We start from the raw sequence: 20,151 nt of genomic DNA on the forward strand, positions 1-20,151 counted from the left end.
GAATACGCCTCTGGCCTATTGCGCACCTCACTCTTGCTGCGGCCATGTCTATTCCGAGGCCGGCGGGAAAATTGGCGGTGATAAAACAGCCAGCTGCCACTCTGTATCCCCCCGATGCACCGCTATCCTCCCTATGAACCCAGTATATTGCTGTAAAAATGCGGAGACTCCGGACTGATAAAGTGATGGTACGACAAGGGCTGGCAACCAGATTGTCTCCATAGACTTCTTTTGGATGAGCTATCTACGTCAGGAATCGTCAAACCATGGCCTTACACACTTTTTATGACCTCAATGGCACTGTTGCAAGGGTGAAAACTTATAAAACGCCAATAAAGCTCCATACAAAACCCATCACCAAGCCAACCAGCATCTCACCAACCAATTGAATTTAAATGAAATAATTATAAAAACAGAATCTTGAATGCCTACCATGCCAGAGCAGGTGATAAAATCAGCTCAATATGACAAAAACAGCCATTTCAACCAACCAAAAACATAAAGTGGCTATTTTATCAATTTACACCTTGTTTTACCCCCTTGTTATGGTATCTTGACTACATCAACCAACAACTTAGGGAGAGAAAAATGAAAGAGTTTGTCGTTACTGCCGTTTTCACGGTGTTTTTCACCCTGGTTGCTGTCTCTCTGCCCTCACTGTCACAGTTCTGAGCCGGATAGAGAGGCATCAATCCGGACTGACCTCTTTGCCATGTCTGTTTAATCGCCACCAACTGGCGCTTTTCAGTGACAATGCCGAGATGGTCAACATAGATATGATTTCATCACGTTGACGCTGTTTCTTTCGCCACAAGGGTGTAACCAGGATGGTTTAACCATATGGCCTGATGGAGTAGAACCAGCAGCAGATCATATCCGAGGGGAGCAAAGCTCCCCTTTTTGTTACCCGCCGTTTGACAATCCCCTACCCCGGCATCTACAACAGGCCGGTTGACGCCACACGGCCCATGCCCACAACTGATGTTTTCCCCTCCTGTACTCTCAATTCAACACAGCTAAATCCGTCAGCAATCTCTTGAGCACACCTTTGCTCTGATACTTGTCCGGCAGATATAAAAAAGCCCCCGCCATCATGGCAGGGGCTCGCGTTACGCAGTGTCAGCTTAGGGCTGTTATATCTCAGTCCAGCTCAAAGCAATTATGCCTTGTTCCAGCGCTGCGGGTCATATTCCGGGCTGAAGCGGTCAACAATGACAGCACAGGCCGCATCGCCGGTGATATTGAGGGAGGTGCGGATCATGTCGAACAGACGATCCAGCGCGAACAGCAGCGGCAACCCTTCGATGGGGATCCCGGCCGCCAGCAGCACGGCAACCACCAGGAAGCTTGGGCCCGGCACACCGGCCTGACCGATCGCGCCCAGAGTGGAGGTCACAATGATGGCGGCCCAGGCACCGACGCTCAGATCGATGTTGTAAACCTGAGCAAAGAAGATGGCGACCAGACCGTAATAGATGGCGTTGCCGCTCATATTGATAGTGGCACCCAGCGGCAACACGAAGGAAGCGGTCGCGTTGGTCACTTTCAGATCATGCTCGCAGGTCTCCATATTGACCGGCAGGGTCGCCATGGAAGAGGCGGTGGAGAAGGCCACAATCTGCGGCTTCTTCATGGCTGAGAGGTACTTCATCACCGGCGTGTTGGAGAACATCATCACCAGCAGCGGATAGACCACAAAGCCGAAGATAAGGATGGCAGCCACATAGACCACGAACAGCTTGAGTACCAGGGTCAGCACGTCGAAGCCGTAGGTACCGATGGCCTCTGCCATCAGACCGAACACCCCGAGTGGTGCGATGATCATCACCTTGTTGATCATCCAGACGAAGGCATCCACCAGGGTATTGAGCCCATCGACCAGCGGCTTGGCCCGCTCGCGCGGTTGTTTGGCCAGCGCAATGCCGAGGAACATGCAGAATACCAGGATCTGCAGGATGTTCGCTTCGTTGAGTGAGTTGAATACGTTGGTGGGGATCATGCCAAGCAGGGTGGCGACTGCATCCGGCAGCGCCCCTTTATCGGCGTAGTCACCGCCAAACATGGAGGCGACGGAAGCGAAATCGACCCCGACACCCGGTTTGAAGATCTGCCCCATCACCAGCGCCAGCAACACGGCCAACGCGGAGGTCACGAGGAAGAAGGCCAGCGTAGCCGCACCGATCTTGCCCGCAGCCGGGCTGGCGCCCAGATTGGCGGCGCCGGAGAGGATGGCTACCGCCACCAGCGGGATCACCAGCATCTTGATCAGCTGGATAAACAGGGTACCGAGCGGTGCAAACACGGTGGCTTGTTCACCCATGAACGCGCCGACCACTGCGCCCAGTACCATGGCGACCACAACCTGGAAGCCGATGTTTTTAATGAGTCCTTTAGTTAACACAATATGTTCCTTTATGTAGCAAAATTCACACTTTTCCCAGTGCAATTAACCAAACAGGGGAATGAGCGGCTGCCCATTCCCCTGTTTGCGCGTGTTATCTCACATTTAATTGCTGTTTTAAATCAGCAAATCATTAACCTTGGCTATTAATAAGTTTGCGAAAAAGTGAAGATTCAAAGCGGTCTCGGCGATTTTTACCTCATCCCCCATGACAACTGGCAAAAGATTGTGCTAGTTTGGCTGCACAAACGTACACACAGGGATGTAAAGATGCTGAAAGTTAACGAGTATTTCGACGGAAATGTAAAATCCATCGGTTTCGAACAAAAAGGCGAGAAATCAACCGTCGGGGTGATGAACGCCGGTGACTACCTGTTCAACACTGCCGCCCCCGAACGGATGACAGTGATCAAGGGCGCCCTCACCATCCAGCTGGCTGATGAAGATGAGTGGCACACCTACAACCAGGGTGAATCCTTCCTGGTGGCCGGTCACTCCTCCTTCAAGCTGGAAGTGAAAACCCCGACAGCTTATCTGTGTGAATTTCTCGACTGATCAGGCCGGTTGAAGGGGATCAGCCCCTTCAACTTTCTTGGTCCCCCCAGCCCCATTATCTGTGTCCATGTCACAGCACCGCACATCCCCGCTTCCTATCCATGGCAAAAATCCTAGAATAAACAGACATAAACCATCACCGGATTGATGTCATGATCAGCGTGTTTGACCTGTTTTCCATCGGAATTGGCCCCTCCTCTTCCCATACCGTCGGCCCCATGCGTGCCTCCTATGCCTTCGTTCAGCAGCTCAAGCTGCAAGGCCATCTGCTGCAGATCACGCGGGTCGAAGTGGAGTGTTACGGTTCGCTGGGCCAGACCGGCAAAGGGCACGGTACCGGCAAGGCAATCATTCTGGGGTTATCGGGCTTTGAACCGGAGTCGGTCGATATCGATGCGATTCCCGCCATTCTGGCTCGAGTGGAAAAGGAGCAGAACCTGCCGCTGGCAGGCGAGCAACCAAGCCATTTTCCGCGCACCGGTGCCATCATCTTCAACCGCCGCAAAACCCTGCCGGCCCACACCAACGGCATGACTCTGCGGGCCTTTGATAAAGAGGAAAATCTACGCTTCAGCCAGACCTACTACTCCATCGGGGGAGGCTTCATCATTGAAGAGAGCCACTTTGCCACCGCCAAGGAGGAGGCCGCCAAGTCCGATGCCGAACACCCTGTCCCCTACCCGTTCGACAGCGGCGCCCAGCTGCTGGCCCACTGTCAGGAGAGCGGCCTCTCCATCTCGGGGCTTATCCTCGCCAATGAGCGGATATTTCGCAGCGATGAGCAGATAAAAGCGGGGCTGCGCAAGATCTGGCAGGCGATGCAGGGCTGCGTCGAGCGAGGCTGCAAAAGCGAAGGGGTGCTGCCGGGCGGCCTCAAGGTTCGGCGCCGCGCCCCGGGGCTGTTCCGCCAGTTAAGCTGCGAGACCAACTTCAACAAGGATCCGCTGATGGTGATGGAGTGGGTCGATCTCTTTGCGCTGGCGGTCAATGAAGAGAACGCCGCCGGTGGCAGGGTGGTCACCGCCCCCACCAATGGCGCTGCGGGCATCATCCCCGCCGTGCTGCACTACTACGATCGCTTCGTGCACAAGGTGGATGACGAGACGCTGATCCGCTACTTCCTCACCGCGGCTGCCATCGGCATCTTATATAAGAAGAACGCCTCCCTCTCCGGCGCCGAAGTGGGTTGTCAGGGAGAAGTGGGAGTCGCCTGTTCCATGGCGGCTGGCGCGCTGACCGAACTGCTGGGTGGCAGCCCGGCCATGGTGGAGAACGCCGCCGAAATAGGCATGGAGCACAATCTCGGCCTCACCTGCGATCCCATAGGCGGACTGGTGCAGGTGCCCTGCATCGAGCGCAACGCCATGGGGGCGGTCAAGGCGATCAATGCCGCCCGCCTCGCCCTGCGCGGCACCGGCGAGCACAAGGTGTCACTGGACAAGGTGATCAAGACCATGTGGGAGACCGGCAACGACATGAAGACCAAATACAAGGAGACGGCCCGTGGCGGCCTCGCCGTTAACATTACCGAATGTTAAAAAACGGCAAATGACTCCATTTGGTTCCTAAATGCCCGGCATCGCCGGGTATTTTTATGGGCAAACGCTTAACAAAATGGATAAGCACAAAAATAAATTTTATACTCGCGCCTCAGATTCAACAAAAATAGATCTATTTCAACTTTTTTTAGGTCTGGAGCCGTTACACTACGGTTATCTGGTTCTGTGACCTGCGCTGACAAGCGCGTTCCATGGATCTCCCAAATTTCTGTGAGTGGGCATGCCGCCCCCTTCTACCCTGAGGTAATAGTGACATGATCAGCGTTTTTGATATCTTCAAAATCGGTGTAGGCCCCTCTTCTTCGCACACTGTTGGCCCGATGAAAGCGGCCAAACAGTTTGTTGACGAGCTGCGCGCGGGCGGCAAGATCCGCGATGTAACCCGGATCAATGTCGATGTTTACGGCTCCCTCTCCTGGACCGGCAAAGGCCACCATACCGACACTGCCATCATCATGGGCCTGGCTGGCAACCTGCCGGAAAATGTCGATATCGATGCCATCCCCGAGTTTATCTCCCGTGTTGAGCAGACCGAGCGCCTGCCGATCGGCCTGCACTGCCACACCGTCAGCTTCCCGCGCGATGCCATGGTATTCCACGACGAAGCCCTGCCGCTGCACGAAAACGGCATGAAGCTGACTGCCCTGATCGAAGATGAAGTGGTTTACAGCAAGACCTATTACTCCATCGGTGGTGGCTTTATCGTTGACGAAGAGAACTTCGGCAAGGCTGACAGCGGCGACATGTCCGTACGCTATCCGTTCAAGAGCGCCGCCGAGCTGGTTGCCCATTGCAGCCAGACCGGTCTCTCCATCTCTGCCCTGATGATGGAAAACGAGAAGTGCTTCAACACTCCGGAAGAGATCTACAAGAAGTTCGGCAAGATCTGGAACACCATGCGTGAAGGTATCGAGCGCGGCTGCCGTACCGAAGGTGTTCTCTCCGGCCCGCTGCGCGTACCCCGTCGTGCCGCGCCGCTCTACCGTCAGCTCAACACCAACGAGAACCTCTCGAGCGACCCGATGAACATCGTTGACTGGGTCAACATGTTCGCTCTGGCCGTGAGTGAAGAGAATGCTGCCGGTGGCCGCGTGGTCACCGCCCCGACCAACGGCGCTGCCGGTATCATCCCGGCCGTACTGGCTTACTACGACAAGTTCATCCAGCCGGTTGGCCGTGACGAGTACACCCGTTTCTATCTGGCTGCCGGTGCCGTCGGCATCCTCTATAAGATGAACGCCTCCATCTCCGGCGCCGAAGTGGGCTGTCAGGGTGAAGTGGGTGTCTCCTGCTCCATGGCCGCTGCCGGTCTGACCGAGCTGATGGGCGGTAGCCCGGAGCACGTCTGCGAAGCTGCCGAAATCGGCATGGAGCACAACCTGGGTCTGACCTGTGATCCGGTTGCCGGTCAGGTACAGGTGCCTTGCATCGAGCGTAACGCCATCGCTGCCATGAAAGCTGTTAACGCCTCCCGTATGGCCCTGCGTCGTACCTCCAAGCCGCGCGTCTCCCTGGACAAGGTGATCGAGACCATGTACATCACCGGCAAGGACATGGACTCCAAGTACCGTGAAACCTCTCGTGGCGGTCTGGCCATCAAGGTGATGCAGGTTGCCTGCGAATAAATAGGGGTTGCGACCCTCATCTGAACAAAGGCGGGATATCCCGCCTTTTTTATTGCCCGAATGGGATGCTGGGCACTTATACCGGCATACCGACCATTTCACTGTAGGACGTCGCTGATATACCCCTGCTACGCCACCGCAATGCGGATTGCCTTGTCTGAATGCCTCTCTAATTACATACCTTGATTAACTCGTCTCAATGCATTGAAAGGGACATTACGCCCCGACATGAAACCTTTACCCGCTATCTTGCCCCTGTCACGGTTTCACAACTAATCGATATCGAGATGGCCCCTCAGCTCAATCCCCTCCCCTTTGGGCATACCCTTGTTTGGCAAGACGCGGTTACCGCTCACCCTGCGGATTATCACGCCGCCACGAAAGTGCCACCTATGTGGCACTTTCGAGATCAGGGCAAACAATCAAGTACACAAACAGGGGGTTAGCTCATCACTTTGGTCACAGCGCATCGCGCAAACTGGTTTTAGCACAGTTATCACCGCCCTCTTTACGCCCTATTTGATGTACAGTGGAGGCCAAAAAAGCGCCCAAGGAAGGGGCTGAAAATAATCGATGAATTGGCCAATAGCCGTTGAAATGGAGGATATGAGCGTGCGCCACTCGCTATTTTTGTGAGCGCCAGCAAAGGTTGAGGATATGGTGTTGGGAGCAGATTGACTTTCTATTTAAACAGCGAAAAGTGAATATCACCAAAGGGAGGGTTTAATTTGGCCAGATCCTGTCACGGGATTATCGCAGGCCACCTCTCCGGGGCCGGAATGCGTCATGCAGAGTCACAAAGAATTAGCCCCGCTGGGCAGAATGCACCACGGGGCTGGATATTCAGGATGGTTTTTTCAGGCTGGCCTTGTGCTGCTCCAGCAAATTTTCGGGAGGCGGTGGCACCTGCAGGTAGAACCCCTGGTTGGTCAGCGCGGCCATCACCTTGCCGACATCAGCCAGCCCCAAGGGCTTGGCCGGATCCAGCTTGGTCATCAGCACCAGCTCGGGACGCCCGAATGCGCTCAGCAGTGGCTCGGGAACACGGGAGAAATCCTCTCTTTTTTCAACAAAAAGGTAGGTCTCGGCTTTTTTGCGACTTTTATAGACTGCACACAACATGGAAATTGATATAATCCGACGAGTTTATTGCCTCTGATGGGGGCAAACTATAACATCAGGAATTGAATAACAATAACGGATTAGCATCTCTGCCTCGGGGAAGATTCATGGTTGAGCGCGATAACGAATTGAAAGGGACCACCTTCACTATTTCTGTGTTGCATATCAGCGATGGCGAGCCTGAGCGGATACGTCAGTTGTTGGCCGAAAAAGTGGCCCAGGCACCCTACTTTTTTAATTGTGCGCCGCTGGTGATCAATGTTTCCCGACTGGAACATATTCCCGATTTCGAACAGCTCAAGGAGCTGGTGGAGTCCGAAGAGTTTGTGCTGGTCGGCATCACGGGGGCGCGCAGTGAAGAGATGAAGACAGCCGCCAAGGCGGTGGGACTGGCAGTGATGGCCTCGGGCAAGAGTCGCAAGAGCGAACCGGAACCCGAGCCTGCCCCCGCGCCAGCCGCCCCTGAGGTGGTTCCCGAGCCAGAACCCGCCCCCTTGATCCCGAGCAAGGTACATGTGGGACCGGTTCGTTCCGGCCAGCAAATTTACGCCGCCGGCACCTCGCTGGTGGTGCTGGGGTCCGTCAGTCCGGGAGCCGAAGTGCTCGCCGACGACAGCATTCATATTTATGGCACCCTGCGTGGCAGAGCCATTGCCGGTGCTCGGGGAAACACCCAGGCCCGGATCTATTGCCAGCAATTACAGGCCGAGCTGCTCTCCATCGCGGGCACATTCCAGCTGAGCGATGCATTGCCGGCAGGCCTGATCCAGCAACCGGTACACGTTCGGCTGGACAACGAACAACTCCGAATAGACCGTATCAAATAGAGTTACAAGGAAGCGAGAATGGCGCGAATCATAGTCGTTACATCGGGTAAAGGTGGCGTTGGCAAGACCACAACCAGTGCGGCCCTGAGCACCGGCTTAGCCCAGCGTGGTCACAAGACAGTGGTCATTGACTTTGACATCGGTCTAAGAAACCTGGATCTCATCATGGGCTGCGAGCGGCGCGTGGTGTATGACTTCGTCAACGTCATCAACGGGGAAGCAAACCTCAATCAGGCGCTGATCAAAGACAAACGCTCTGAAAATCTGTTTATCCTGCCCGCCTCCCAGACCCGGGACAAAGATGCCCTCACCCGTGAGGGGGTCGAGAAGATCCTGGATCAACTGGCGGAGATGAAGTTCGACTACATCGTCTGCGACTCCCCGGCGGGGATCGAGGCGGGCGCACTGATGGCGCTCTATTTTGCCGACGAGGCGATCGTCACCACCAACCCGGAAGTCTCTTCCGTGCGTGACTCCGACCGCATCCTTGGCATCCTGGCCTCCAAGTCCCGCCGCGCCGAGCGTGGCGAAGACCCCATCAAGGAGCACCTGCTGCTGACCCGCTACTGCCCGACCCGCGTCAACCGCGGCGACATGCTGAGCGTGCAGGATGTGCAGGAGATCCTGGCCATCCCGCTACTCGGGGTGATCCCGGAGTCCCAGGCGGTGCTGCGCGCCTCCAACTCCGGCGAACCGGTTATTCTGGACAAGGAGTCCGATGCCGGTCAGGCCTACGAAGATGCGGTGTCCCGCCTGCTGGGCGATGCCAAGGAATTTCGTTTTCTGGAAGAAGAGAAGAAGGGCTTCTTTAGCCGACTGTTCGGGAGTTAAACATGTCATTATTGGATTATTTTCGTTCCAACAAGAAACAGAACACCGCACAACTGGCCAAAGAGCGGTTGCAGATCATTGTTGCTCACGAGCGTTCATCCAGAGGGGGGCCGGATTACCTGCCCCAGCTCAAGCAGGACATCCTCGATGTGATCCGCAAATACGTCAACATTGATCCGGAGAAGATAACCGTCCAACTGGATCAGAAGAGTGATGAGCTGTCGGTACTGGAGCTCAACATCACCTTCGCCGATGACAAGAAGGGATGAGCTGACGCCCTATGCGTGACCCCTTCCCCCAATGAAGACCGGATCCTGTCACTGGATCCGGTTTTTTATTGGCACAAAAACAGGTCACAGCGGCTCGCCTCATCTCGCCAAGGGGTCTGCCGACCGCTAGAATAGCGCCGCCCCGCAGGCTGTGATCTGCGCCGGCACCTTTTTCTCTTTTCTGGAACAGACCGCTTATGTCTATGAATGACGAAATGCACAGCGTCGAGGAACTGCTCGATACCGCCCTTGAACTCTTTATGGAGCTGGCCTCTGACAACCTGCCGGAGCAGGAGATCGCCCGTTTCAATCAGGAGTTCAACGACCGCGGCCTGCTGGCCGAAACCGACCCGGCCGATGACTGGGAGGCGGACGTGGGTTTTGCCGTGAGCGATACCGACTATGCCGAGATCTGGGTAGGCCTTGGCAATGAAGAACAAGAGTATGAGCACCTGTTTGCCCGTATGCTGCTCTCCCGCCGTGTTGACGAGAAGTTCTGCCACATCGAATGGCTGCCCCAATAATTCCGGATCCCGATGATCCCAGCCACTATCAGTGGGAGTCTGGCCCTGACGCCGTGGCCCCCGTGCGCCCATCTGCATCGTTTGGGCGCCGGGTGTTGAGGTGGGCAGGCAAGATCGCGCTGGCCGGGCTGCTCTGCTCGGTCGGCTCGGTCGCCTTGCTGCGTTTTATCGATCCGCCGATGTGGAGCTGGCGTATCGAGCGGGCTCTATTTCCGCCCGCCAAAATCACCCAGGTACGCCATCAATGGGTAGATCTGGAGTCCATCTCCAAGGAGCTGCAACTGGCGGTGATCGCCGCCGAGGATCAGCGCTTTGCCGATCACAACGGCTTTGACATGGATGCCATCAACGCCGCACTCAAGCACAACCAGCACAGCGAACGGGTGCGCGGTGCCAGCACCCTCAGCCAGCAGACCGCCAAGAACCTCTTTATGTGGAGTGATCGCAGCTTCCTGCGCAAGGGGCTGGAGGCCTGGTTTACCCTGCTGATGGAGCTGGGCTGGGACAAGGCCCGTATTCTCGAGGTCTATCTCAATATCGTGGAGTTCGGCCCCGGCATCTATGGCGCCGAAGCCGCTGCCCGCACCTACTTTGGCAAACCGGCCAGCCGCTTGACCCGCTACGAGTCATCCCTGCTGGCCGCCGCCCTGCCCAATCCGTGGCGTTATCGGGTCAAGCCCCCTTCACCCTATGTGCAGAAGCGCTCGGTCTGGATCCGCCGCCAGATGGGGCAACTGGGTCAGATCACCCTCAATCGGGTGCATCAGGCCGACTGATCCTCAGGGCTCATCGGGTTTCTCCGGTGGGCCCAGATGGCCGCCCACCGTCTCGCGGTGGAGTGGCAGATAGTGCCACCACCAGGCCTCGCGCCGTCGCTTGATCTGTTGCCGCCGTCCCCGCTGCTTCATCCCCTTACTCCCTGCCAGATGATCCGCGCCTTAACCATACTCCCCCAACGGCAACTTGGACAGGCCAGCCACGCCCGGCGCACTGGTCTGGCCGCCACAGCCAATAATTGTTACAGTAGCGAACCTCGATGTATCTGGAGTGATTTCATGGAACAGCGTACCCCGGATCAGCTGGTCGAATGGGCCTATGATCAGTTTCTTGAGCAGGCCGCCGATATGCTGGCCCCCGAACAAATAGTCGACATCACCCTGGAGTTTGAGCAGCGTGGCGCCGTGGAGGCGACTCTGCCCAATGCCGACTGGTCGACCGAGCTGGGTGAGCCGGTCGATATGGAGCGCTGGGTCGAAGTGTGGGTCGGTTTGCTGGATCATCAGGATGAGTTTGAGGTGATCTTCGCCACCTTCCTGCTGCCCCGTCTGCTGACCGAAGATCAAGTGCATGTGCGCTGGCATCGCCAGCAGCAGGCATAAGAAAGGCGCCATCGGCGCCTTTCTTGTTTCTATGCTCTTTTATTTCTGCTCTCTGCTAATCCTGCGCCGCGATAGCCTTGGCCAGACAGCGGCGGCACCAGCAAGCGCTGGCCTCCTGCATCGGCAGTACCGGCAATTGACTGCACCAGCACTGCGCAATGGTCTGACCGGCAGAGACGGCGCAATAGGCCGGTTCACCACAACCCGGGCAGCGGTGGGTGCTTTTCGAGCCATCCAGCTCGGCCATCACCGCCAGCTGGGCCTTGCTATCCATCGCCGACCAGTGGCCGATCTCGCTCAGGGTGCGGCCACAACCAAGGCAAAGCCCATCTTTCGCCTTGCAGAGACCAACACAGGGACTCGGCATCTTATTCGCTATCCTGCGCCTGCTCGCCTGCTTGTACCTGCGCGGCACCGGCGTCGGTCAGGGTAATGGCATTGTCTTCGATGACAATCTTGCCCTGCTTATAGAGGCCGCCGATCGCCTTCTTGAAGGTGCCCTTGCTCATGCTGAACAGCTTGTAGATGAGCTCGGGTTCGCTCTTGTCACCCACCGCCAGACTGCCGCCCTGCTTTTTCATCCGGCTCAGAATGCGTTCACCAGCGTCATCAACCCGCGCCAGACCCGGCTTTTGCAGGGTCAGATCCAGCTTGCCATCTTCGCGCACCTGCTTGACCCAGGCGGTTTGCGGCCGACCGGTCATCACCCGGCCAAACACCTCGTTCTTGAACAGCATCCCGGGATACTGACCGTTGACGATCACCTTGATGCCAAGGGGCGAGTGCTCCCCCGGTAGCGCGGTCACTTCGTCACCAACCTTGAAGTTGCTGCCGGCCGGGGTCAGGAAACGCTCGATGCGGCTGGTGCCGACCATGCGCCCTTCGTTATCCAGTTGCAGACGCACCAGATAAACGTGGCCCACCTGCATCGGCTTGTTCTGCTCGCGGCTGGGCACAAACAGATCCTTTTTCATGCCCCAGTCGAGGAAAGCACCAATCTTGTTGGCATTGACCACTTTCAGACCGGCAAATTCGTCCACCATGGCAAATGGCTTGTCGGTGGTGATCACCGGTTCGCAGTCGGCATCCAGATAGAGGAAGACCTGCACGCTATCCCCCTCTTTCACCCCTTCCGGCAGTTGACGCTTGGGCAGCAGCAGTTCACCGTACTCATCGGCCGCAAGCCAGGCGCCGCGATCTTCGAGTTCAACAACGGTGAGGGTGTTCATCTTGCCAATCTGTATCATGGTGCTCTCTTTTTTCATTACCCGGATGGGCCAATTGATCATGGCCCCTATGGGCGCGCATGTTACCTCAAGAGCGGTGATCCGGCCTAGTCCCCAAGCCACCACGAGCCGCCCTTTCGCCCCTATCTTATCCGCCAATGGTGATTAAATCGCCAAGCAGGCGGCCATTTGCTGCAAATAACCCCACTTTTAGGTAGACTTCGCGGCTGTTCAAATCCAGAGGAACTGTCGATGAACCCATCCACTCGTACCCGCCATCTTAATCAATGGATCCAGAGACACAGCGATCAGGACATGACCTACCCGGCCCTGCACGGTTTTCTCTGTGCCCGTCTGGTGGGGCCAGAGACCCCTGACTGGCAACGCCCGCTGGCTGGTCTGCTGGAACAGGATGCTGAGTTGGATGAAAAAAGCGCAGAAGCCCTCAACCACCTGATCGCCGAGCTGGAATCCCAAGCCGACGACGCCCAGCTGGCCCTGCCGAGCCAATGCCGCCTGCCCAGCGATAACCCCGAGCAGGTGTTCGAACAGAGCCACCCCCTCGGTCAATGGTGTTATGGCTTCAGCATGGGTTTTGCCACCTGGCCCAAGCCGAAGGATTTGAACGACCCGACCACCCAGTACCGCTTCAGTCTGGCCGCCGAGCTGAGCCTGTTTCGCGACAAGCAGATGGCCCAGATGCTCTATAGCGCAGCCGCCAGCGAACTCCCCTTTGTCGAGTTCTGCAAACACCAGCGCCAGAATATGAAAACCGCCCTCAACCAGTTGCTCAACCTCGACCAGTATCAAGCCGCCCCCAGCGCTGATATGGCCCTCAATGGCGAGCAGGCCCAACAGTGGCAGACCTGGTTCGAGCTGGCCGATAGCTGCCGCGATCATCAGGCCCGCCTCGGCTGGTTCGAGAAGATCATCGCCGATGCCACTCCGCTGTTTGATGACGCCTTCTGGCAGCAAATCGCCGGCCACGGCTGGAGTGCCCCCGAGCTGCGCCCCCTGCTGGCCGCCAGAGCTGGCAGCGCCGACTGCCTGTTGCGCCTTGGCAAGCTGGGCGAGGCCAAAGCGGAGTATCTGGCGCTGCTGACAATCTGCATGGCCGATGAGCTGGGTTGCCGCTACAACCTCTCCACCCTCTATGCACTGCAAGGGGATTGGCAGGCGTTGGCCGCCCTGCTGGTGCGCTTCGATGAAGCCTCCAGCTGGTTGCTCTATAACAAGGCGCTGATGGTCTTTGCCACCGAGGGTACCGAGGCAGCCAAGCCCCATCTGCTGGTCGCCATCGAGGCCAACCCGCACATTCCGGCCTGCCTGCTGGGTCAGCGCAAGCTGCCCAAACAGGAGCCGCAAAGCTGGCAAGCAGGCAGCCGCGACGAGGCCGCACTCTACGCCATCCACACTCGCGAGGCCTGGCTCAAGCAGAACGCCCTCATCTGGTTGCGTAAAGGCTGAACAGCGTTGGCTTAAAATCCCGTCGGTCAGACCCGGTTTTTCCTTGAGGGCGTGCGCCACCGCACATTTCATCGCAACCGGGTCAGACAAATCAGCTTGAGTTTCGTATCATCAATGTCAAAGTATCAAAAGAAACTGCATCTGATGCAGCCGTCACAGCAGGGTGTAATATGTCAAAAATCATAGCGTTACTCGCTCACTACCCGCCCTATCAGTTGGTACATGCCGCCGAGATGCTACGGGATACCTTCGAACAGTTTTATGAACAGCGTTACCAGCTGACCGTGCCCCAATGGCGCCTGATGATGGTGCTCGGCCCCAACTACCCCATCAGCCAGAAAGAGCTGGTCGAGGCGAGCGGCATGGACAAGGTGCGCATCTCCCGCGAGATCCGCCGTCTGGTCGAAAAAGGGATCATCTTTACCGAGAGCAGCGAGCAGGATAAACGCATCAGCCTGGTCTCCCTCACCAATGCCGGGCTCGCCCTCTTCCTGCAACTCAAGAGCGAAGCGGGCAGCTGGCAACATACCCTGACCGACTATCTGCCAAGCGAATCCCGCGAGGCGATCCGTCAGCATCTGCACAGCGTCAGCGCCGCCATCGAGCAGCTGCAATCACTGGATCGGGAGAAATAATCATGGATTTGAAAAAGTTCGCCACCATGGACATCAACATGCTGCTGAGCGTCGTCAATATGCAGCTGCGTGATCGCTATGACGATCTGGATGATCTCTGCAAGGCGCAGGAGATCGATCAGGCTGCACTGGAAGCGCGGCTCGCCAGCGGCGATTTTCACTACCAGCCAGCGCAGAAACAGTTCAGATAAAGAGAGCTAGCGGGATCGGGATCACAGCGCCAGTGATGGCGCTGGCTCTGCGGTAAAAACCTGATATGGTCTGAAGAGCCCCAACAGGGTGATGCACGGATACATCACCCTGTCACAAGAGGGCATTAAAATCGTTTCAGGTGAGCAAACCAAGGATGACCCCATGATATTGATGACCCGACAGAGCCTGTTGATCACGCTCTGTACCCTGTTGATGATCAGCCTCTTCACGCCCCACATGCCGCAAAGTACCGAACAGTGGCTGACCACCCTCTTGCTTGGCCTGCTGGTCGCGGTGGCATTGCTGCTGGTGCGCGGTTGTCGCCGTTTTATGATGGAGTAGTGACTCCGCAGGAACATCTATACCAACCGCTTGCCGCGATATTCTCTGTAGCAGCAACGTCTGTCGCATTCATATCTAGCCCAAAAACAAACGCAGCCTGATGGCTGCGTTCTTGTATCTGGCGGGGCAACCCCTGAAGAGATAACCCCTGACGGGATAGATAGCCCTTATAGAGAGAGCCCTTAGATAGCCAGAGCCTCAAGCTGCGCTTTGGCCGCTTCCATCCCCTTGCTCTGGGCATCCGGGCCCATACCCATCCCCTCGGCGTAGATGAAATCCACCTCTTTGATACCGATGAAACCGAGCACGGTACGCATGTAGGGAGTGACCAGATCGGTGGCGCTGCCGACGTGCATGCCGCCGCGGGGGCTGATCACCAGCGCACGGGTATTTTCAACCATACCCACCGGACCGGTCTCGGTGTAGCGGAAGGTGACGCCAGCACGAGCCACCAGATCGATCCAGTTTTTCAGCTGGGTCGGGATGTTGAAGTTGTACATGGGGGCCGCAATCACCACCAAGTCGCTCGCTTTGAGTTCGGCGATCAGCTCGTCGGACTGGGCGATCACCGCCAGTTGACGCTCATTGAGGTTATCACCACCACGCAGGCCGGAGGCCAGCTCGCCATCCAGCACCGGCAGGTTGAGGGCTGCCAGATCACGCACGGTGACGGCATCATCCTGATGGTCAGCCAGGAAGCCGTCGATCAGGGCGTTGGATTGGGAATATTGACCCAGGATGCTGGATTTGAGTACGAGGATATTGGCCATGGTGAAACTCCATTTGGTTGTCGGTTGAACAGCGTTGCTGTCGATGGAGGTCACTCTAAACATTGTGCTTATTTGCTGATAGCGAAAATAGATGCTCAACTTGTTCAAAATTTTTGATGCAAGGCCACTTCCTCGCCAGCCAGCCCTGCGACCGCGCTTCAACCCTTGGCAGAACAAACGATTGCCGTTATGATCCGCCGCACTTTTTTCCAGCGACCCGGATCCCATGATACCCTCGCGCAGGCACTCTCCTCTGGCCGGTGCAGTCTGGATGATGGTGGCAGGACTCTGCTTCGCCGCCGTCAACAGCCTGAGCCAGTATGTCAGCTTCAAACTCGGCCTTGCCTCTACCCAGGTCGCCTTCCATCAATACCTGATCGCCCTGATCTGCCTGCTGCCCTGGCTGGTTCGCCATGGCCTGCGCCAATCCCTGATGACCAATCAGTTCCGGTTGCACCTGTTGCGGGTATTGCTGGCGGTGATCGGCATCCAGCTCTGGCTCTGGGCACTGGCGTACCCCGTCCCCATCTGGCAGGGGATCGCTCTGCTGATGACCTCACCGCTGTTTGCCACCCTGGGTTCCGCCCTGCTGCTCAAGGAGCAGGTGAGCCGCGCCCGCATTCTGGCCACCCTGGCGGGCTTTGCCGGCGCCATGCTGATCCTCGCACCCTGGACTGACGAATTCAACTGGGCCTCCCTGCTGCCGGTGGCGGCGGCGCTATTCTGGGCAGGTTACTCCCTGATGGTGCGCTATCAGGCAGCCAACGAATCATCCCACACCATCGTGGTCTACCTGCTTATTTTTAGTACCCCGTTCAACGTCATGCTGGCACTGCCGGAGTGGCAGTGGCCGAGCGAGAGCCAATGGCTGCTTGTAGCCGCCTCCGGTGTGTTGACGGCACTGGCCCAGATGTCCATCGCTCGCGCTTACAGCGTGGCAGAGGCCTCCTTCGTGCAGCCTTTCGATTTTGCCAAGCTGCCGATGAACGTGCTGGCGGGCTGGCTGGTATTTGGCTGGGCGCCCCCCGGCCGTCTGTGGCTTGGCGCCGCCATCATCATTGGCGCCATTACCTTGCTGACCCATCTGGAGCAGCGCGCTCACAAACCCGTTTCCTGAGGTACGCCATGCGTGCCTCTTTTTTTGTCCGCTATTCGTGCAATAGCGGCCATTAACAGTGACCATCGACATCAGGAGAGATCGTATGTTTGGAACCGCAACCCGCCCCGGCGCCACCCGTGCCCTGCTGCTGGGCTCCGGCGAACTTGGCAAGGAGGTCGCCATCGAGTTGCAACGGTTCGGGATCGAAGTGATCGCCGCCGACCGCTACCCCAATGCCCCCGCCATGCAGGTGGCCCACGCTGCCCACGTGCTGGACATGCTCGATGGCAACGCCCTGCATGCCCTGGTTGCCGAGGTTAAACCCGACCTCATCATCCCCGAGATTGAAGCGATTGCCACCGATACCCTTGCTGCCCTTGAGCAAGAAGGGGTCAAGGTAGTGCCCAACGCCCGCGCTACCCAGCTCACCATGAACCGGGAAGGGATCCGCCGCCTCGCCGCCGAGACCCTGGGTCTGCCCACCTCACCCTACCGTTTTGCCCAAAGCAAAGAGGAGTTTGTCGCCGCCGTCGAGGCTATCGGCCTGCCCTGCGTGGTGAAACCTGTGATGAGTTCGTCCGGCAAGGGACAGAGCGTACTGCGCGATCTCGCCAAGCTTGATGAGAGCTGGACCTACGCCCAGGAGGGTGGCCGCGCTGGCCGTGGCAAGGTGATCGTCGAAGGCTTCGTCCCCTTCGAGTACGAGATCACCCTGCTCACTGTACGCGCCGTCGATGGCATTCACTTCTGCGAGCCGATCGGCCACCGTCAGGAAGATGGCGACTACCGCGAATCCTGGCAGCCGCAGGTGATGAGCGAGCTGGCGCTGGCCCGATCCAAAGAGGTAGCGGCCAAGGTGGTCGAGGCCCTCGGTGGTTACGGCCTGTTCGGGGTCGAGCTCTTTATAAAAGGCGATGAAGTGTGGTTCAGCGAAGTCTCGCCGCGTCCCCACGATACCGGCATGGTGACCCTGATCTCTCAGGATCTCTCCGAGTTCGCCCTGCATGTGCGCGCCATTCTGGGGCTGCCGGTCGGCACCATCACCCAGTACGGGCCGAGCGCCTCCGCCGTGGTACTGCGCGAAGGGCACAGCCAGAATATCCGCTATCAGGGGATTGGTGAGGCATTGGCGCTGGTGCCGGGTGCCCAGCTGCGGCTGTTTGGCAAGCCGGAGATCGCCGGTCGCCGCCGTCTTGGCGTGGCGCTGGCCCGCGCAGATGATTGCCAGGATGCGGTGGAAAACGCTAAAGCCGTGGCCGCCAAAGTCGAAGTACTGTTCTAAGGGCTTTTTTGCCACAGCAAAACAAACGTTTGCCGATGTGATCGGGCGCAAGGGGCATGGCAATGCCCCTTTTGCATTTCCCCGTCAGGCTTATAATCCCCTCTTCAAATTTGTCAGGAGTACAAGATGTTAGCTGCCGTGATCTTCGATATGGATGGTGTTCTGATCGACTCGGAACCCTTTTGGCAACGGGCCCAGATCGCCGTTTTCTCCGAACTAGGTCACCCCCACACCGTCGAGGATTGTGAGTCGACCATCGGCGTGCGCATCGATCAGCTGGTCGCCCACTGGTATCGCCTGCGCCCGTGGAGCGGCCCGACTCAGGAAGAAGTGGTGCAGCGCATTCTGGATCAGGTCAACGCCCTGATCCTCTCCGAAGGTCAGGCCAAAGCCGGTGTGCTGGAAGCGCTCGACCTTATCGAGGCCCGCGGGCTGAAAGTGGGTCTGGCTACCTCCTCCCCCTTTGCGATGGTAGAAGCGGTGCTCGGCAAACTCGGCATTCGCGATCGCTTTATGGCGGTTCACTCTGCGGAAATCGAGCGTTTCGGCAAACCGCACCCGGATGTCTATATCCACGCGGCCGAAAAGCTGGGGGTCGAGCCCGTCCATTGTCTAGCCATCGAAGACAGCTTTACCGGCCTGCTGGCGGCCAAGGCGGCCTCCATGACTGCGCTGATCGTGCCTGATCCCGCTTTAGTGGGTGACCCACGCTTGGCCATCGCCAACTACCAGCTCAGCTCGCTGGCCGAGCTGAATGCCGACATGTTGGCCAGCTGGGTCAAGTAGCGCCTATCGGCGTCTTGCTGCGCTCGCGTTCTCATATCCGCAGGGGGCATCCAGCCCCCTGTGATTGCCAAACAACTGTTGGCAATTCCCCTCTTTTCACCAGTCATTCGCAACCAGACTGTTCCTCTCACACACGACCAGTCCAACCGGTTGCACCTTGCCATCGCTCAGGCTTGATCTCTGTCATAAACGTGCGTTTGCTCGCGGTTAACCCCCTGCAGCCCGACTAGAATCAGGGTAGATAGGCGGCCTCAGGGCCCGAGGAGGTTATCATGATCGAGTACACCAGCAAGCGCATCGTCTGCCCTCACTGTGGCCACCATACCCGGGTCGAGCTGGATGCCAGCCAGGGTGATCAGGAGTTTTACGAAGATTGCATGGCCTGTTGCAATCCGATCCACCTGCGGCTCCACCGCGACGAAGCCCGCGACTGCCTGCAACTCTTTGTGGATGCCGACGACGAGCAACTGTTTTGATTGCGAGTCACAAAAGGCCGAGCAGCTGTTTTGCCTGCAAGTCGCAAAGAGCTGAGCAGATGTTGTGACTGCGAGTCATAGAAAGTTGAGTGGATATTTTCACCATGTAAAAAACAAGGGCCTGCACACTGCAGGCCCTTGCTTATGAGGCGATTGAAACCGAGCCGTTTCCTTTCAGTGACCCCCGCGCGCCGCCAGTACCCGCTCCACCGTATCGACGATGGCCTGGGTCTGGGGATCGATCTCGATATTGGTCTGCCAGCCAGCCTTGACCCAACCCAGGTTGGTGCGGGCCAGGGTCTCGGGGATCAGGTGGACGCAGAACTCCCGCTCGCGCACCTCGCCGATGGTCAGACTGATGCCGTCGATGCCGATGTACCCCTTGGTCAGCACATATTTCATCAGCTCGGGAGCAAGGCGATACCACACCTGACGGTTGTTGGGGGTATCGATCACCGAGGTAACCTCTGCCATGCCGATGATATGGCCGGACATGGCATGACCGCCGATCTCGTCGCCAAAGCGGGCAGCCCGCTCCACATTGACCTTGTCCCCCACCTGCAGCTTGCCGAGGTTGGTCAGGCGCAGGGTCTCCTGCATCAGATCGAAGCTGACCAGCTCACCCTCTACCCGGATAACGGTCAAGCAGCAGCCGTTGTGGGCGACCGAAGCGCCGAGGGCCAGCCCTTCCCCCCACTCCCGGCTGGGCATGCGGATCACGTGGGTACGAAATGAAGCACTCTCTTCAATGGCGACCAGCTCGGCCACACCTTGCACAATTCCG

The 20,151-nt window shown here is 57.6% G+C and carries 24 protein-coding genes; 17 read left to right on the plus strand and 7 right to left on the minus strand.

The features are described from left to right. Window positions 1–1,159: 1,159 nt before the first annotated feature. Complete coding sequence (locus AACS18_RS07045) at window positions 1,160–2,401, minus strand: dicarboxylate/amino acid:cation symporter (RefSeq protein ID WP_005352303.1); 1,242 nt, start codon at window positions 2,399–2,401, stop codon at window positions 1,160–1,162. Window positions 2,402–2,671: 270 nt separating this feature from the next. On the opposite strand from AACS18_RS07045, the gene ppnP reads away from it, so the two are divergent. From ppnP to AACS18_RS07060, 3 genes are all read left to right on the plus strand, one after another. Then, complete coding sequence (gene ppnP, locus AACS18_RS07050; RefSeq protein WP_042055930.1) at window positions 2,672–2,956, plus strand: pyrimidine/purine nucleoside phosphorylase; 285 nt, start codon at window positions 2,672–2,674, stop codon at window positions 2,954–2,956. Window positions 2,957–3,108: 152 nt separating this feature from the next. Beyond that, window positions 3,109–4,494, plus strand: coding sequence for an L-serine ammonia-lyase (locus AACS18_RS07055; protein ID WP_108614011.1), 1,386 nt, complete (start codon window positions 3,109–3,111; stop codon window positions 4,492–4,494). A gap of 275 nt (window positions 4,495–4,769) precedes the next feature. Beyond that, window positions 4,770–6,140 carry an L-serine ammonia-lyase gene (locus AACS18_RS07060; RefSeq protein ID WP_005336844.1) on the plus strand — a complete coding sequence of 457 codons (1,371 nt, stop codon included), beginning with the start codon at window positions 4,770–4,772 and terminating at the stop codon, window positions 6,138–6,140. A gap of 843 nt (window positions 6,141–6,983) precedes the next feature. Here AACS18_RS07060 and AACS18_RS07065 read toward each other — a convergent pair. Further along, window positions 6,984–7,262: a YcgL domain-containing protein gene (locus tag AACS18_RS07065; protein WP_005360946.1), complete on the minus strand. Its 279-nt coding sequence runs from the start codon at window positions 7,260–7,262 to the stop codon at window positions 6,984–6,986. Window positions 7,263–7,369: 107 nt separating this feature from the next. Here AACS18_RS07065 and minC point away from each other — a divergent pair, with 107 nt between their 5' ends. The 5 genes from minC (at window position 7,370) to mtgA (ending at window position 10,489) form a co-directional block, all read left to right on the plus strand. Then, window positions 7,370–8,089 (plus strand): septum site-determining protein MinC, encoded by a 720-nt coding sequence (gene minC / locus AACS18_RS07070; protein WP_013723728.1) that lies wholly within the window; start codon window positions 7,370–7,372, stop codon window positions 8,087–8,089. A gap of 18 nt (window positions 8,090–8,107) precedes the next feature. Beyond that, window positions 8,108–8,920, plus strand: coding sequence for a septum site-determining protein MinD (gene minD / locus AACS18_RS07075; RefSeq protein WP_005336847.1), 813 nt, complete (start codon window positions 8,108–8,110; stop codon window positions 8,918–8,920). A gap of 2 nt (window positions 8,921–8,922) precedes the next feature. After that, window positions 8,923–9,189: a cell division topological specificity factor MinE gene (minE, locus tag AACS18_RS07080; protein WP_005336848.1), complete on the plus strand. Its 267-nt coding sequence runs from the start codon at window positions 8,923–8,925 to the stop codon at window positions 9,187–9,189. Window positions 9,190–9,386: 197 nt separating this feature from the next. Continuing rightward, window positions 9,387–9,713: an HI1450 family dsDNA-mimic protein gene (locus AACS18_RS07085; RefSeq protein WP_005352317.1), complete on the plus strand. Its 327-nt coding sequence runs from the start codon at window positions 9,387–9,389 to the stop codon at window positions 9,711–9,713. After that, the gene (mtgA, locus tag AACS18_RS07090; protein ID WP_042055922.1) at window positions 9,698–10,489 is read left to right on the plus strand and encodes a monofunctional biosynthetic peptidoglycan transglycosylase; all 792 of its coding nucleotides are present in this window, start codon (window positions 9,698–9,700) and stop codon (window positions 10,487–10,489) included. Before AACS18_RS07085 ends, mtgA begins: the two co-directional genes overlap by 16 nt. 3 nt (window positions 10,490–10,492) lie before the next feature. On the opposite strand, the gene AACS18_RS07095 is transcribed toward mtgA, so the two are convergent. After that, complete coding sequence (locus tag AACS18_RS07095) at window positions 10,493–10,621, minus strand: hypothetical protein (RefSeq protein ID WP_019445852.1); 129 nt, start codon at window positions 10,619–10,621, stop codon at window positions 10,493–10,495. 147 nt (window positions 10,622–10,768) lie between these two features. Between AACS18_RS07095 and AACS18_RS07100 the strand changes: the two genes are divergently transcribed. Continuing rightward, on the plus strand, window positions 10,769–11,092 hold the full coding sequence (locus tag AACS18_RS07100) for an HI1450 family dsDNA-mimic protein (protein WP_005336851.1): 324 nt from the start codon (window positions 10,769–10,771) through the stop codon (window positions 11,090–11,092). 55 nt (window positions 11,093–11,147) lie between these two features. On the opposite strand, the gene AACS18_RS07105 is transcribed toward AACS18_RS07100, so the two are convergent. Together AACS18_RS07105 and AACS18_RS07110 are read right to left on the minus strand one after the other, a co-directional pair. Beyond that, complete coding sequence (locus tag AACS18_RS07105; RefSeq protein ID WP_108614012.1) at window positions 11,148–11,459, minus strand: DUF1289 domain-containing protein; 312 nt, start codon at window positions 11,457–11,459, stop codon at window positions 11,148–11,150. A gap of 1 nt (window position 11,460) precedes the next feature. Then, window positions 11,461–12,339 carry a CvfB family protein gene (locus AACS18_RS07110; protein WP_005345791.1) on the minus strand — a complete coding sequence of 293 codons (879 nt, stop codon included), beginning with the start codon at window positions 12,337–12,339 and terminating at the stop codon, window positions 11,461–11,463. Between the two features lie 231 nt (window positions 12,340–12,570). Between AACS18_RS07110 and AACS18_RS07115 the strand changes: the two genes are divergently transcribed. The 4 genes from AACS18_RS07115 to AACS18_RS07130 all read left to right on the plus strand — a co-directional run bounded on the left by AACS18_RS07115 (window position 12,571) and on the right by AACS18_RS07130 (window position 14,954). Then, on the plus strand, window positions 12,571–13,785 hold the full coding sequence (locus tag AACS18_RS07115) for a UPF0149 family protein (protein WP_108614013.1): 1,215 nt from the start codon (window positions 12,571–12,573) through the stop codon (window positions 13,783–13,785). A 170-nt stretch (window positions 13,786–13,955) separates the two neighbouring features. Then, window positions 13,956–14,420 carry a MarR family winged helix-turn-helix transcriptional regulator gene (locus AACS18_RS07120; RefSeq protein ID WP_005336856.1) on the plus strand — a complete coding sequence of 155 codons (465 nt, stop codon included), beginning with the start codon at window positions 13,956–13,958 and terminating at the stop codon, window positions 14,418–14,420. A gap of 2 nt (window positions 14,421–14,422) precedes the next feature. Beyond that, entirely contained in the window at window positions 14,423–14,611 is a 189-nt protein-coding gene (locus AACS18_RS07125) for a DUF4250 domain-containing protein (protein ID WP_019445848.1), read from the plus strand. A 163-nt stretch (window positions 14,612–14,774) separates the two neighbouring features. Further along, entirely contained in the window at window positions 14,775–14,954 is a 180-nt protein-coding gene (locus AACS18_RS07130) for a hypothetical protein (RefSeq protein WP_075115065.1), read from the plus strand. A gap of 182 nt (window positions 14,955–15,136) precedes the next feature. Here AACS18_RS07130 and AACS18_RS07135 read toward each other — a convergent pair whose 3' ends face one another. After that, window positions 15,137–15,724: an FMN-dependent NADH-azoreductase gene (locus AACS18_RS07135; RefSeq protein WP_005352326.1), complete on the minus strand. Its 588-nt coding sequence runs from the start codon at window positions 15,722–15,724 to the stop codon at window positions 15,137–15,139. Between the two features lie 226 nt (window positions 15,725–15,950). On the opposite strand from AACS18_RS07135, the gene AACS18_RS07140 reads away from it, so the two are divergent. The 4 genes from AACS18_RS07140 (at window position 15,951) to AACS18_RS07155 (ending at window position 19,367) form a co-directional block, all read left to right on the plus strand. After that, window positions 15,951–16,841, plus strand: coding sequence for a DMT family transporter (locus tag AACS18_RS07140; protein WP_101530832.1), 891 nt, complete (start codon window positions 15,951–15,953; stop codon window positions 16,839–16,841). Window positions 16,842–16,926: 85 nt separating this feature from the next. After that, on the plus strand, window positions 16,927–18,105 hold the full coding sequence (purT, locus tag AACS18_RS07145; RefSeq protein ID WP_108614014.1) for a formate-dependent phosphoribosylglycinamide formyltransferase: 1,179 nt from the start codon (window positions 16,927–16,929) through the stop codon (window positions 18,103–18,105). 126 nt (window positions 18,106–18,231) lie between these two features. Beyond that, window positions 18,232–18,891, plus strand: coding sequence for a hexitol phosphatase HxpB (gene hxpB / locus AACS18_RS07150; RefSeq protein ID WP_108614015.1), 660 nt, complete (start codon window positions 18,232–18,234; stop codon window positions 18,889–18,891). 272 nt (window positions 18,892–19,163) lie between these two features. Further along, the gene (locus tag AACS18_RS07155; protein ID WP_005336871.1) at window positions 19,164–19,367 is read left to right on the plus strand and encodes a CPXCG motif-containing cysteine-rich protein; all 204 of its coding nucleotides are present in this window, start codon (window positions 19,164–19,166) and stop codon (window positions 19,365–19,367) included. Between the two features lie 174 nt (window positions 19,368–19,541). Here AACS18_RS07155 and AACS18_RS07160 read toward each other — a convergent pair. Next, a partial coding sequence (locus tag AACS18_RS07160; RefSeq protein WP_108614016.1) for a riboflavin synthase subunit alpha occupies window positions 19,542–20,151 on the minus strand: 610 nt, incomplete at its 5' end.

The organism is Aeromonas sp. HMWF015, from assembly GCF_963878965.1.
Taxonomy (GTDB): domain Bacteria; phylum Pseudomonadota; class Gammaproteobacteria; order Enterobacterales; family Aeromonadaceae; genus Aeromonas; species Aeromonas veronii.